The 13,616-nt window shown below is 69.0% G+C and carries 10 protein-coding genes and 1 tRNA gene; 5 read left to right on the top strand and 6 right to left on the bottom strand.

Features of this window, described 5'->3' with window-relative positions; genetic code table 11:
• Positions 1-44: 44 nt before the first annotated feature.
• The 4 genes from ACWDMM_RS32660 to amaB all read right to left on the bottom strand — a co-directional run bounded on the left by ACWDMM_RS32660 (position 45) and on the right by amaB (position 4,531).
• On the bottom strand, positions 45-1,502 hold the full coding sequence (locus ACWDMM_RS32660) for a subtype B tannase (RefSeq protein ID WP_449941360.1): 1,458 nt from the start codon (positions 1,500-1,502) through the stop codon (positions 45-47).
• Positions 1,503-1,740: 238 nt separating this feature from the next.
• On the bottom strand, positions 1,741-2,370 hold the full coding sequence (locus ACWDMM_RS32655; protein ID WP_357209306.1) for a hypothetical protein: 630 nt from the start codon (positions 2,368-2,370) through the stop codon (positions 1,741-1,743).
• Between the two features lie 479 nt (positions 2,371-2,849).
• A tRNA-Met gene (locus ACWDMM_RS32650) sits at positions 2,850-2,923 on the bottom strand.
• Between the two features lie 78 nt (positions 2,924-3,001).
• Positions 3,002-4,531 (bottom strand): L-piperidine-6-carboxylate dehydrogenase, encoded by a 1,530-nt coding sequence (gene amaB / locus ACWDMM_RS32645; RefSeq protein WP_195080534.1) that lies wholly within the window; start codon positions 4,529-4,531, stop codon positions 3,002-3,004.
• Between the two features lie 112 nt (positions 4,532-4,643).
• Between amaB and ACWDMM_RS32640 the strand changes: the two genes are divergently transcribed.
• The 3 genes from ACWDMM_RS32640 to ACWDMM_RS32630 all read left to right on the top strand — a co-directional run bounded on the left by ACWDMM_RS32640 (position 4,644) and on the right by ACWDMM_RS32630 (position 7,860).
• Positions 4,644-5,096 carry an Lrp/AsnC family transcriptional regulator gene (locus tag ACWDMM_RS32640; RefSeq protein ID WP_039796222.1) on the top strand — a complete coding sequence of 151 codons (453 nt, stop codon included), beginning with the start codon at positions 4,644-4,646 and terminating at the stop codon, positions 5,094-5,096.
• A 64-nt stretch (positions 5,097-5,160) separates the two neighbouring features.
• On the top strand, positions 5,161-6,504 hold the full coding sequence (gene lat / locus ACWDMM_RS32635; protein WP_357103712.1) for an L-lysine 6-transaminase: 1,344 nt from the start codon (positions 5,161-5,163) through the stop codon (positions 6,502-6,504).
• 117 nt (positions 6,505-6,621) lie between these two features.
• The gene (locus ACWDMM_RS32630) at positions 6,622-7,860 is read left to right on the top strand and encodes a YVTN family beta-propeller repeat protein (protein WP_449941355.1); all 1,239 of its coding nucleotides are present in this window, start codon (positions 6,622-6,624) and stop codon (positions 7,858-7,860) included.
• Positions 7,861-7,899: 39 nt separating this feature from the next.
• Here the strand turns inward: ACWDMM_RS32630 and ACWDMM_RS32625 are convergent, their stop codons facing one another.
• Positions 7,900-8,244 (bottom strand): hypothetical protein, encoded by a 345-nt coding sequence (locus ACWDMM_RS32625; RefSeq protein ID WP_195080641.1) that lies wholly within the window; start codon positions 8,242-8,244, stop codon positions 7,900-7,902.
• 192 nt (positions 8,245-8,436) lie between these two features.
• Here ACWDMM_RS32625 and ACWDMM_RS32620 point away from each other — a divergent pair, with 192 nt between their 5' ends.
• On the top strand, positions 8,437-9,819 hold the full coding sequence (locus ACWDMM_RS32620; protein WP_449941353.1) for a protein kinase domain-containing protein: 1,383 nt from the start codon (positions 8,437-8,439) through the stop codon (positions 9,817-9,819).
• 161 nt (positions 9,820-9,980) lie between these two features.
• Positions 9,981-11,912 carry a protein kinase domain-containing protein gene (locus tag ACWDMM_RS32615; RefSeq protein WP_449941350.1) on the top strand — a complete coding sequence of 644 codons (1,932 nt, stop codon included), beginning with the start codon at positions 9,981-9,983 and terminating at the stop codon, positions 11,910-11,912.
• Positions 11,913-12,470: 558 nt separating this feature from the next.
• Here the strand turns inward: ACWDMM_RS32615 and ACWDMM_RS32610 are convergent.
• Positions 12,471-13,409 carry a patatin-like phospholipase family protein gene (locus ACWDMM_RS32610; protein WP_195080538.1) on the bottom strand — a complete coding sequence of 313 codons (939 nt, stop codon included), beginning with the start codon at positions 13,407-13,409 and terminating at the stop codon, positions 12,471-12,473.
• Positions 13,410-13,616 lie beyond the last annotated feature (207 nt).

Below are 13,616 nucleotides of genomic sequence, written 5' to 3'. Positions count from 1 at the left end.
CTCGGATCGACGCCTCGGCAGGTCTTCGCCGCTCGGCAAACGCCTCACGCCGTGTAACCGGTGACCTTGCCGATCCACGCGACGAAATCCGCCGCGTCCTCATTGCTGGCGTGTCCCGCGTCCCAATACATCGCGGCGTCGACCTGGTCACCCAGATTCGCCAGACTCGCGGCGAGATTGCCCACAATGGTCAGCGACGCGTCGGTGTCCTTGGTGCCGACGCGAATCCACCAGTGCTTCGCCCGGGCGGGATTGCGCTGCCGGAGGAAGAACATCGGGTTCATCATGCTGATCTTCTCGGGCAGGTCGCTGTCGAGTACCGCCCCCGGGTCACCCGTCGCTTTCCGCAGGCTGAAGAGGGTGAAATGCCTGGCCTTGACGTTGCCGGAACCGAAGAGGTTGTTCTCGGCCGAGGACAGGTCGAAAGCGTCGAACGCGGGCACGCCTTTCTTCCGCTCGCCCACGTGGGCGAGGAAGTTCGGCCAAGTGAACTCCGCCCGGTCGCCCGACCACGTGATCCAGGTGTTGGCCGCCAAGTAACTCGAACGGTCGGCGTCGGGCAGGGCGTGCAGATACTTGGTCGCCGCCGGTTCCAGATAGGTGCGCACCAGGTAGTTGCCGTAGTTGGCGGCCGTGATGAGCCCGAAGCCGTCCCCGCCCTGCAGTTCCAGTGCGGCCTGGTAGTCCGGGAACGCCGTGCTCAGATCGTGCGAGGCCGTCGCGTCGAATTCGCCGGAGCGCACGGGGTTGGCGCCCCAGTTCCACTCGTAAGCCATGTCCGCGTGTTCCAGGTCGGTGATCGGGCAGTAGGGAGCGGCGGCGAAAACGGCGTCGCTCGCGTCCGCCGCGCCGAGTTCGGCGAGATACCGGTCGTACATCCGGTTGTCGGCGGAGGCGGCGAGCAGCGCGGACAGCGCGCCGCCCGCGCTGACCCCGGTGGCTACGATCCGGTCGGTGTTTCCCGGAACCCGGCCGGAATTGTGCCGGAGGTATCGGACCGCGGCCTTGAGATCCATGATGGCCGCGGGGGCCACGCCGTAATTCGTGCCGTCGGGTGAGACCAGGTCGCGCCCGCGCACACCGGGCTCGACCACGACATAACCGGCCGCGAGCGCGAGGTCGCGGTTGCGGTTCGCCCCGCCGTCCGGCTCGTCGTTCTTCGCCGCCGACGACAGGTATCCGCCGACGGAGTTGCTGAAGAGGATCGGAGCTCTGCTCGCGTCGACGGAATTTCCCTCGATCTCGACAGGGACGCTGATGTTCAAGCTCTGATACGTCTTGTCCACCGGCTTCGCCACGTAGACGACGTTGTCGTAGAACCGATAGGTCACCTTCTTGTCCCGCTCGAAAGTGGCGACGGTCTTCTTCCGCGTCGTGAAGTCGTCGGGGTCGAAGGCCAACTCGTCCACCGCTCGCGCGTCGCCGTCCAACAGACCGCAGGCGGCGAACATCGGCACGGCGACCGCCGCCGCACACCCCTTGAGCATCGCCCTGCGCCGCACAGCTCTCTCCTTCGCATTCGTGGCAAGCCGTTCGGTGTCGCGGCCGTAGCGGCGACAGAACTCTTGCCCGGAACGAATCAGCTGGTCATCGGGTCGCTGAGATCGAAGGATAGCGGTAGCGGACGCCGCGCTCGCGCACGTGCGCTGCTGCGCCCGACGCGCGCCGGAAGACGGGCGCCGGGCGCGACCTGCCGGTCGGCGGTCGATGACCGCATCGAGGCTGAGCGAGCGCAGCCGATCAGCCGACTTTCACCGGCGCCGTCGCCGCATCGGCTGTTCGCGCACGGCCGACGGCAAGCGCGACCAGAACGGCATTGCCCGCCGTGGAAATCATCGGCCCGGCGATGGACGCGAATTCGAAGCCGCTCACCATCAGCACGCCGAGCAGTCCGAGGCTGTTGGCGAGTGCGTTCGCGGCGAACGTCTGCCAGGTTTCCTCACGCGGTTCGGACCACACGTGCCGGAGCGTCGGAATGGTGGCGATGAGATTCGCGCAGATCGCGAACAGCGCGCCGAACGCCTTTTCCGATACACCGACCGTCACCAGCACGCACGCGATCGAAGAAACCAGGCAGGCCCAATCGATATTGTCCTCCGGTCGCAGACCGGACCCGCGGGTGAGGCCGACGGCGATGACCGCCGCGTTCATGGCCGCCGCCGCGGCGTTGATGGCCGCGGCGAGATAGCCGCCATCGAGGTACGCCACCACTGCGAACACGGTGTTCGCGGTGCACCAAGCCGCCCACGATGCGATGCGCGGCCTGGTGTTGCCCTCCAGTATCCCCGCCAGGTAGGCGACGACGCCGAACAACGAAATGCCGACGCCCAGACACGCCGAAGACGTGCTCACATTCCAGAAATCACTCACGCGGAACTTTCCTCACAAATTGTCGTCGTTGCACGCAGAGATGGCCGACATTGGCGATCGAATCATTACGAACACGCCGAAGGAGACAAGCCGGGTGCGGTGATGGAACCGGGGGTTGCCTGCGGGAGAACACTTCGGGATGAATTGTCCGGGTGACCGGAAAGCATCGTGACACGACAACTCGGGCGTCACCAATGCAGGGCCGCGCTGTAACCATCTTTTAACTAGTGCTTTGCAAAGTTCGGCGGCGATGGGTATGCGGCGGGTTATTCCGCCGGGTATTCCGCTGTGATCCGCGGGACAGAGATCGGGCAAATATGCGACGTGTCGCGGTATGCGACATCCCTGCTTTTTCCGCCCCGGCCCGGTCCGGAGGCGAGCGCTCTGCGCGCTGCTCGGGCTCGGATCGCGGCTGCCGTACCGACTGGTCCGGCAAAAGAGAAACGGCCCGGAGCGATCTGCTCCGAGCCGTTTCGTAGTAGCGGGGACAGGATTTGAACCTGCGACCTCTGGGTTATGAGCCCAGCGAGCTACCGAGCTGCTCCACCCCGCGTCGGTAGGGACAACACTACACAACAGGGGAGCGAACAACCCAATCGTGCTGGTAGGGCGGCATATTTGCGGTCTCGGATCAGCCGAATTCGATGCCTTGGGCGAGGGGAAGGTCGGTGGAGTAGTTGACGGTGTTGGTGGCTCGGCGCATGTACGCCTTCCACGAGTCCGAGCCGGATTCGCGGCCGCCGCCGGTCTGCTTCTCGCCGCCGAAGGCGCCGCCGATCTCGGCGCCGGAGGTGCCGATGTTGACATTGGCGATCCCGCAATCGGATCCGTCGGCGGCGAGGAAACGCTCGGCCTCGCGCTGGTCGGTGGTGAAGATGGCCGAGGACAGGCCCTGCGGCACTTCGTTGTGCATGGCGATCGCGCGATCGAAGTCGTCGTAGGTGAGCACGTACAGGATCGGCGCGAAGGTCTCCTCCCGCACCACCGCGGTCTGGGCGGGCATGCGCACGATGGCGGGCCGGACGTAGTAGGCGTCGTCGCCGAATCCCTCGACTCGCTCACCGCCGCAGACCAGTTCGCCGCCGTCGGTCACGGCCTTGTCCAGCGCCGCGCGCATCCCGGTGTAGGCCTTGCCGTCGATCAGCGGTCCGACCAGCACGCCGTCGTCGAACGGATCGCCCACCGGCAGTTGCCGGTACGCCCGCTCGAGCCGGTCCAGCAGGGGGCCCGCCACGCCGCGGTGCACGATCAGCCGCCGCAACGTGGTGCAGCGTTGCCCGGCCGTGCCCGCCGCGGCGAACACGATGGCCCGCGCCGCGAGGTCGAGGTCAGCGGAGGCGGTGACGATCGCGCCGTTGTTGCCGCCCAGTTCGAGCAGGCAGCGCCCGAGCCGCTCGGCCACCCGCGGCGCCACCAACCGGCCCATCCGCACCGAGCCGGTCGCGCTCACCAGCGCCACCCGTGCGTCGTCGACGAGACGGGAGCCGACGGCGCTCGCGCCCTGGATCAACTGGTGGATCTCCGGATCCGCGTCCGCCTCGCACGCCGCGCGCCGCAGCAGCGCGTGGCAGGCCAGCGCCGTCAGCGGCGTCGTCTCCGACGGCTTCCACACCACGGTGTCGCCGCAGACCAGCGCGATCGCCGTATTCCATGCCCAGACCGCGACCGGGAAGTTGAACGCCGAGATCACCCCGACCACGCCGAGCGGATGCCAGGTCTCCATCAACCGGTGGCCGGGACGCTCCGAAGGCATGGTGTGGCCGTACAGCTGCCTGGACAGACCGACGGCGAATTCGCAGATGTCGATCATCTCCTGCACTTCACCCGCGGCCTCGGCGGGGATCTTGCCCGCCTCGAGCGTGACGAGTTCGGCGAGATCGTCCTTGTGTTCGGTGAGCAGCCTGCCGAGGCCGCGCACGACCCCGGCCCGAACGGGCGCAGGAACCGTGCGCCAGGTCCGGAAGGCGCTAGCGGCCCGGCCGATCGCGGCGTCTACCTCGTCGAGCGAACTGGACCGCAAGGTGGTCAGCTGCCCTCCGGTGATCGGAGTGCGAGCGAGCAGATCGCCGGGTTCCGGTGCCGGCGCGCCCAATTGGCGCAACACCGCCTCCGCGCGGGCGGCGAGACGCTCGGTGGCCTGATCGTCGAGTACCTCGGTCATGTGTTGTTCCGCCGTACCTTTCGGCCGCGTCGCGGCGTGTCTGTCCCACATAGCGGGAGGATGGAGATGAGGTTCCGGACACGAGGCGGGCTGCCTGAGTTAGCCTTCGCTGATGGCGGATACACCGGCAAGACCCGTACTCGATGACATCGATCGCCTGCTGATTCGTGAACTGATGGCCGATGGACGGGCCACTTTGTCGAACCTGGCCGAGAAGGCGAGTCTGTCGGTGTCCGCGGTGCAGTCACGGGTCCGCCGATTAGAGGCGCGCGGCGTGATCCGCGGGTACACCGCGCACGTCGATCCCGAAGCGCTCGGCCAGCTGCTGTCGGCATTCGTCGCGATCACTCCTCTCGATCCGTCGCAACCCGATGACGCCCCCGCGGTGCTGCAGCACATCCCCGGCATCGAGGCCTGCCACTCGGTGGCCGGTGAGGAAAGCTACATCCTGCTGGTGCGCGTGGCGTCTCCACGGCACCTCGAGCAGTTGCTCCAAGAGATCAGAGCCACCGCCAACGTGCGCACCCGGAGCACCATCATCTTGCAGACATTCTATGACAGGTGACGATTCTGTGTAATTAATACGCTTTGTTGTAGAGGTTCCGTAAATTTTTACGTACCCTCAGGGCGTGACCATCGAACTGGAACGCACCCGCCCGGCGGTCACCCCCGCCGCCAGGGTCCACGAGATCTTGTCGGCGAGCATCCTGGCCGACGGCTTCGACTTGGTACTCGACCTCAACCGTTCCCGCGGCTGCCGCCTCGTCGACGAACGCGACGGCAGCCCCTACCTGGACATGTTCGGGTTCTTCGCCTCCAACGCGCTGGGCATGAACCATCCCGCCCTCGCCGAGGACGCGCAGTTCCGGGCCGAGCTGCTCACCGCGGCGGTGAACAAGCCGAGCAACTCCGACGTGTACACCGTCGAGATGGCCCGCTTCGTCGAGACGTTCGTGCGGGTGCTCGGCGACCCGCGGCTACCGCACCTGTTCTTCATCGATGGCGGCGGCCTCGCCGTGGAGAACGCCCTCAAGATCGCGTTCGACTGGAAGAGCAGGCACAACGAAGCACATGGCCGCGCACCGGAACTCGGTGCCAAAGTGCTGCATCTGACCGGCGCGTTCCACGGCCGCACCGGGTACACCATGTCGCTCACCAACACAGATCCGGTGAAGACCGCGCGCTTCCCGAAGTTCGACTGGCCGCGGATCGAGTCGCCCTATCTCACCGACGCGTTCGACGTCGAGGAGGCGGAGGCCGACTCACTCGCCCGGATACGGCGGGCATTCGAGCAGAATCCTTACGACATCGCGTGTTTCATCGCCGAACCGATCCAGGGCGAGGGCGGCGACCGGCATCTGCGTCCGCAGTTCCTGCAAGCCGTGCAGCGGCTGTGTCACGAGAACGACGCGCTGTTCGTGCTGGATGAGGTGCAGACCGGCGTCGGCATGACCGGAACCGCATGGGCCTACCAGCAACTCGGCTTGGCGCCGGACGTCGTCGCGTTCGGCAAGCGGACCCAGGTGTGCGGCGTCATGGCGGGCGGACGCGTGGACGAGGTGCCCGACAACGTGTTCACGGTCAGCTCCCGGCTCAATTCCACCTGGGGCGGCAACCTGGCCGACATGGTGCGCAGCAGGCGCACCCTGGAGGTGCTCGAGCAGGACGCGCTGATCGAACGGTCCCGGCCGCTGGGGGCGCACCTGCTCGAACGGCTGGGCGACCTGGCCGCCCGGCACGCCGATGTCAGCGAGCCGCGCGGGCGCGGCCTGATGTGCGCGATCACTCTGTCGTCGCCGCTGTTGCGCGACGAGGTGCTCACCGCGCTGCGCGAGCGCGAGCACGTGCTGATCCTGGGCACCGGCGAACGGGGCATCCGGTTCCGTCCTCCGCTGACGGTCACCGGCGCCGAACTGGACGAGGCCGTCGACGCACTGGATCGGGTCCTGACCAGCCTCGAACAGCGCACGTAGGGGCGATCCGGACATTCCGGTGCACTCCGGCGCGGGTGCGCCGGAATGCCGGATCCGGTCCCTAGGCTTCGCACCCATGGCCTCTCGTCTTCACCACGCTCCGGCAGGGCGCGGCGCGTGAAACGACAGCGGATGTACCGGTGCCGCGCGCCCCACCTCGTGGCCGCGCTGCTGTTGTCGGCGTCGGCCGGCTGCGCGGCCGGCGACGCGGGCACGGTGGGCACCGAACAGAGCCGGACCGCCTCGACCGCGATGGCGACTCCGGCCGCCGCGGCGGCCCCCACCACGGCAGCGCTTCCACCCCACATGACCGATCTGCTGCCGGGGATGCCGCCGCCGCTCTCACCGACCGACGTGTACGTGGCCGACCGGGAACTCAGCCCCGCCGTGGCCGGCCATCGCTCGCTCGTGTACGTCCCCAACAGCCGGTCGAACACGGTCTCTGTGATCGACCCGGAGACCTTCCAGGTGATCGACACTTTCCCGGCGGGCGGCTCGGAACCGCAGCACGTCGTGCCGTCCTACGACCTGCAGACCCTCTATGTCACCAATGATCTGCCGATCGGCGGGGGCAGCCTGTTGCCCATCGACCCGAGGACGGGAAAGCCTGGTGACCCCTTCCCCGTACGCGATCCCTACAACATGTACTACACGCCGGACGGCCGGTACGCGCTCGTCGTCGCGGAGGCGGACAAGTCGCTGGATTTCTACGATCCGCGAACCTGGCAGAAGCGGCACGCCATGGCGGTGCCCGACTGCCCGGGAGTCGATCACATGGACTTCACCGCCGACGGCCGGTTCGCCCTGGCCTCGTGCGAATTCGCCGGGCGCATGCTGGTTTTCGACGTCGCCGAGCGCAAGGTCGTCAAGCTGGTCGACCTGCCCGGCGGTCGTTCGGGTATGCCGCAGGACGTGAAGCTGTCCCCGGACGGGCACACCTTCCTCGTCGCCGACATGACCGCCGACGGCGTCTATCTCTTCGACGCGCACACCTTCGACAACACCGGTTTCGTGCCGACCGGCAAGGGAGCGCACGGCCTCTACGTCACCCGGGACTCCGCGCGGATGCTCATCACCAACCGGCACGAAGGCAGCGTCTCGGTGTGGGATTTCGCGGCGCACGGGCTGGTACGCAAATGGTTCGTGCCCGGCGGCGGCAGTCCCGACATGGGCAACATCTCCCCGGACGGTCGCGTCTTCTGGGCCTCCGGCCGGCATCACGACGAGGTGTACGCGATCGACATCGTCAACTGGGAACTGCTTGCGCGCATCCCGGTGGGCAAAGGGCCGCACGGGCTCACCATTTGGCCGCAGCCGGGCCGCTACTCCACGGGGCACACCGGCGTCATGCGCTGACCAGGGCGGTTGTCGTCGTGGGTGCGGGAGAAGGATCGATCAGGACGTGACCGGACGCAGCCCGAGAGCGCCTTCGACGAAACGGTGCACCGACCGCAGCCCGGCGTCCAAGGCGGCCTCGTAGCCAGGACGCGCCCATCCGCTCACCGCCGCGGTGCCGTCACCCGCGGGCGTAACCCCGATCTCGGCGACCAGCTCGGCCGTGGTCGGTTCGCAGACCGCCCACGAGAAGTGCGTCTCCTCCGCCCAGCCCGCACCGCGCCGGGCCACATAGTCCGGTTCGGTGATGCCACCCGCGGCCAGGGCGGGGCGGTCGTCGATGCGGTCGTCGGCGCGCAGGGCGCGCAAGTACCAGGCGCCCGCGTTGATCTCGATCGGTTCCATCAGCATTCGGCCGTTCCGCCGCGCCGGTGGTCCGGCAGACCCGCGAGCGCTCCGCCGAATTCCGCGACGCCGACCGGCCTCGCTGGGACATGATCGGATGACCGCGTCGTCGCATTTGCGCGTTTCGCGATACCGATGCGGATTTCGGGTAGCTCGATCATGACGAAAAGGCTAGCGGGAGGTTCTATCGATATGGGCGAGCTGTGGTTCGGCCATTACCGCCTCGATCGGTTGCTGGGCAGCGGCGGCACCGGCGAGGTATGGCTCGCACACGACACCACCACCGACCGTGCGGTCGCATTGAAGCTGCTGGCCAGCGCGTACGCGGCGGACCCGAAATTCCGGCAGCGGTTCACCAGGGAGGCCAGGCTCGCCACCCAGGTGCGGGGGCCGCATCTGGTGCCGATCCATTCGTTCGGCGAGCTCGACGGTCGCCTGTACATCGACATGGAGTTCATCGAGGGCTCCGACGTGGCCGGTTTGCTGCGGCGGTCGGGGCGGCTGGATCCCGAGCACGCGCTCGATATCGTCGCGCAGACGGCCACCGCGCTCGACATCGCGCACCGCGCCGGCCTGGTGCACCGCGACGTGAAGCCGTCCAACATCATGGTGACTCCCGCCGGCACGGTCTACCTGATCGACTTCGGCACCGCGCACCGCAGCGACCAGCCCGCGATCACCGCCACCGGCAATGTGGTCGGCACGCTGGCCTACATGGCGCCGGAGCGGTTCGACGGGGTGGGGGGCCCGCGCTCGGATCAGTATTCGCTGGCATGTGTGCTGTTCGAATGCCTGACCGGGCGCAGGCCGTTCGACGACGGCGAGCCACCACGTTTGCTGCGCGCCCACCTCTTCCAGGCCCCGCCGTCGGCCTCGGCGTTCGATCCGGCGATCCCGCCCGCGCTCGACGCGGTGATCGCACGCGGCATGGCGAAAGACCCGGACCGGCGCTGGTCCAGCGCCGGGGAACTGGCGTCGGCCGCGCACATAGCGCTGACCGGCCGGGACGCCACCACGGTCGAGCTGGCCTCCGCCGTGCCGACCGTCGTGCTGCCGCCGCCGCGCGCGGTGGCCGCCACCGCCGCCTCGCCCGGATCGCGCACACCGCTCGGGCCGCGTCTGGCGCTGGCGTCGTTCGGGGCGCTCGTCGCGGCGGTGGCCGGGGCGCTATGGATCGGACGACCGGACACAGCCGACGCGGGATCGGCCGCCACGCCGCTGCCGCCCCCGAGCCAGGAGCACGCGTCACCGTCGGCTCCGCCGTCGCACGCCACGGCCGCGCCGACGCCGATCTCCGCCCCCATAGTCGTCCTGCCCGGCGCGGGTCAGCCGTGCGACCCGGCGATCGACGTGCACAGTGTCACCGTGGACGGTCTCGCGCTCACCTGCACCGCGTCGTCGGCGGGTCGACCGAGTTGGCTTCCGGTTCTCCCCGCGTCCGACGGTGTCGCCGTGCGCGACGTGGACGAGTCGAACGGGCCGGTTCAGCAGGATGCGGACGACAAGCGCGGCCGTGGCAAGCCCGACCACGCGAACCAGGGACACGGCAAGGACAAGCCCAAACCCGGCAAGTAGACCGATTGTCATCGAGCCCACAGTGGTGTGCGGTGCGGGGCGGGGTTACGCTCCGAAGAAGGCCATTTCTTCGGCGTTCGCGCGGTGACCTGCCGATTTCCGATGTCCGCTCCGTGCGGAGGCCGGGTCGGCCAGATGTCAACGGTGACTGGAGGTTCGCGATGGGGGAGGTGCGGTTCGGGAATTACCGTCTGGAGCGATTGCTCGGCAAGGGCGGTATGGGGCAGGTGTGGCTGGCCTACGACCTGGTGGCCGCACGCCGGGTGGCGTTGAAACTCTTGCCCGCCGAACTCGCTGCCGCCGCGGGGTATCGCAAGCGATTCGAGCGTGAGGCCGAAGCGGTGGCGCAACTGCGCGATCCGCACATACCCCGCATCCACCGGTTCGGCGAGATCGACGGCCGCCTCTACATCGACATGCAGTTCGTGGAGGGGGCCGATCTGGCGGGCAAGCTGCTCGCCGAAGGGCGGCTGTCCCCGGCCGTCGCGGTCGGCGTCATCGGTCACGTCGCGGCGGCGCTCGATGTGGCGCACCGGCTCGGGCTGGTGCATCGCGACGTCAAACCGTCGAACATCGTCGTCCATCCCAGCGGCTTCACCTACCTCATCGACTTCGGCATCGCGCACGGGCTCGGCCAGACCGCCGTGACGACCACGGGCATGGCGATCGGCACGCTGGCGTACATGGCGCCGGAGCGGTTCACCGGCAAGGTGGACGCCCGCGCTGACGTCTACTCGCTGGCTTGTGTGCTCTACGAGTGCCTCACCGGCTCACGGCCCTACGGGGACACCGACCCCGCACAGCAGATGCACGCGCACCTGATGGCCGCACCCCCGAGAGCCGGTTCGGTGTGCGTGGGCATCCCCGCCGCCCTCGATGCCGTCATCGCTCGGGGCATGGCCAAGGAGCCGGACGAAAGATATCCGACCGCAGGGGAATTCGCCGCGGCCGCGCGAGTTGCGATCGGTGCTGCCGACTCGCGAGCCGTGCCGCCACCCTCGCCCGGTGTCGGAGTCGACGCCGGTCCGCCTGCGCGAGAAGGTCGTTCGCCGAATCCGCCCTCTGGGCCCGCCGGACCGGATGGGTTCTCGGAACCGCCGGGTGCGGAGCGACGGCGCACGCCCACCCCGACAAAAGTTCTGCCGCAGCCAGCTCCGACGCCGACGCTCGTGGCGACCAGGCTCGACTGGTCCAGTCCGAATCCCGCCCCGGGACAGGCTGTTTCGCCACCCGATCCATCGGTGCGTGGATACGCACGTGCCCAGGTGGTCCCTGGTCATCCGGGTCAGCCGTCGTCAGCACGTCGAGGGTGGTATCGGAACGCGCCGTATGCCGTTGGCGCCGGACAGCCGGGTTGGCAGGACAGATTGCTCGCGTTGCAGGCGCGGGTGTTGTCCCCGAAGCCAGGTCCGGTCGCTCCGCCGTATCGGGCGCAGGCGCGCAAGGTCTTTCCAGCGGTCCCGCGTCCGGGTCGGCGGCCTGTGCTTCAGCGGCGGCCGGTCCAGCGACGTCGGCGGAGTCTGCTGTCGAAGCTGATCGGCGCGCTGGTGGTGGTGTTCCTCACGCCGTTCGCGTTCGCGGCTGGTTGCGTCGCGTTGATCGCGGCCGGAACCAGGGCCGGCGACTCCGGCACGCCCGCGCCGCCGCCGCCCGCCGCGGTGGCGGTGGAGGAGCCCGGACCGCCGATGACCGATCCGGCCGCCGTGGCGCCGGTGGGCACACCCGTGCGCGACGGCAAATTCGAGTTCGTCGTGATGAAGGTCGACGCGGGCGTTTCTCGCGTCGGATTGCAGACGGCCGCCGGTTCGTTCCTGATCGTCACGCTGGCCGTGCGCAACATCTCCGACGAGTCGAAGTGGTTCCTGCCGCTGGGCCAGCGCCTGCTGGACGCGCAGAACACTCCGTTCGACCACAACGCCACCGCGACCATCTGGCAGAACACCCAACAGCGCCTCGGCTACTCTTTCGAGCTGCGCCCCGGCCAGTCCGCCACCACCCAGCTGGTCTTCGACCTCCCGCCCACGGTCACTCCCGACCACTTGGAACTCCACGACTTCGTCCTGTCCAACGGCGTGCGAGTCGCCCTCGGCTGAGCGTCTTCGGGCAGCGGCGTCACGCCGATCCGAAGCGGGCGCTCTCGGCTCGACCGCCTCGCCGCCGTGGGCGGGTCCGCACGCCACCCCCGCGCTGATGGCCGCGACCCAGCGCACTGTCGCCTTGCCGCAGCCCGCTCACCACGGCTCTACGGAGCTTCCGGTCCACCGCCGCGCTGATGGCCGCGACCCAGTGCCCCGTCGCCTTGCCGCAGCCCACGACCACCATGGCCGCCCTCCGAAGCCATCCGGTCGCGCAGGTCACCGACAAGGACGACAACATGCCGACGGGGCGCGCGGCGGTTCATGGCCGACCGCGTCGGGCGGCCTCGGTCGAGTCACCCGGTAGGAGGCGTCCTTCGGCGGGTCGCGCTGGCTTCGATTGATGGAGGCCGCTTCGGGCTCGGTGAGGCCTTCCGCCGGAGTTCGGGTGTCCCGACCGGGATTATGTCGGCTCCCGACGTCGCCGGTGGGTTGAAACGCGGCGAGCGCGACACCGATCTCGGCGGCTACGGCCCACGCCCGCGATGTGCTCGCATGCCGGGTGGCCGCGGGCGATCAGGCGGCGGGTATGACGGCGGACAGCGCGCTGAGGACCGCTTGCCGGCCGATGCGCAGGCCCTCTGCCAGCAGCGTGGTGTCGCGGGTGGCGCTATCGATGTCGGGAGAGCCGATAGGGGGATGGATTTGCAGTACCGAGTCGCCGAGATCGGCCAGCGCCCGGTCCTCGATGTCCTGTTGGCGGGGGCGTTCGAGCCAGGCCTTGTACGCGCCGGGGGCCACGGCGCGCATATAACCGCCGCCGACGATCTGGTGCAGGCGCGAGGCGGGCGGACGCCTCTCGTCCACGCGCCGGGTGCGCAGCACCAGGGCGAGGGTGGCGCCCGCACGGACCGCGGTGCGGATCGGCACCGTCTCGGACAACCCACCGTCGAAGAAGGCCGAGTCGCCGAGGGCGACCGGCGGCCCCGCCAGCAGGGGCAGCCCCGCCGACGCGCGCAAGGCGCGCATCAGCGTGCGCTTGTCGGTGATGTGCGGATGCAGATCCACCGCCAGCCCGGTGCGGATGTCGGTGGCGATCGGATGGAATGTCGTGGAGTTGGCCAGGATGGCCGCGAAGTCCATCGGTTCGACGCCGTCGTACACCTGGTGCACGAGATAGCGCAGATCGAACGCCGGACGCCCGCGCAGCAGCCGGGCCGGGTCGATGGCGCGGCGCATGATCGCCGGATCGGTCCACGAGCGCATGCCGGGAATCGCGCGCCCGCACAGCAGCCAGGCGCCGTTGATCGCGCCCGCCGACGTGCCGTACACGGCGTCGAACACCCCGGCCAGTCCGAGCTCTTCCAGCGCGGACACCATGCCGCTGGAGTACACGCCCCGGCTGCCGCCGCCTTCCACCACCAGCGCCAAGCGGTGACCGTCGGCACGGCTGCCCGTGGCACGACGCGCGCGGATCGCCTCCGCGACAGGGGAGAGGCTTGTCGAGCTGGTCACCGGATCACGATACGACACCGTGGTATGCGCCTCGGGTCCAGCGGCGTGACGACGGAGGGACCGCCGCGTGAACAAAGAAGCGGGGGGGGGGCCCGGGGGGGGCGCCCCCCCCCGGGCCCGCCCGGGGCCGGGGGGAAATTATATAACCCCCAAAACGGGCCCGGGGGGGAGCGCCCCCCCCCCCCCCCCCCCAGCCCCGGGCCCCAC

The organism is Nocardia sp. NPDC003726 (assembly GCF_053586955.1).
This window is presented reverse-complemented; position numbering and strand designations above follow the sequence as displayed.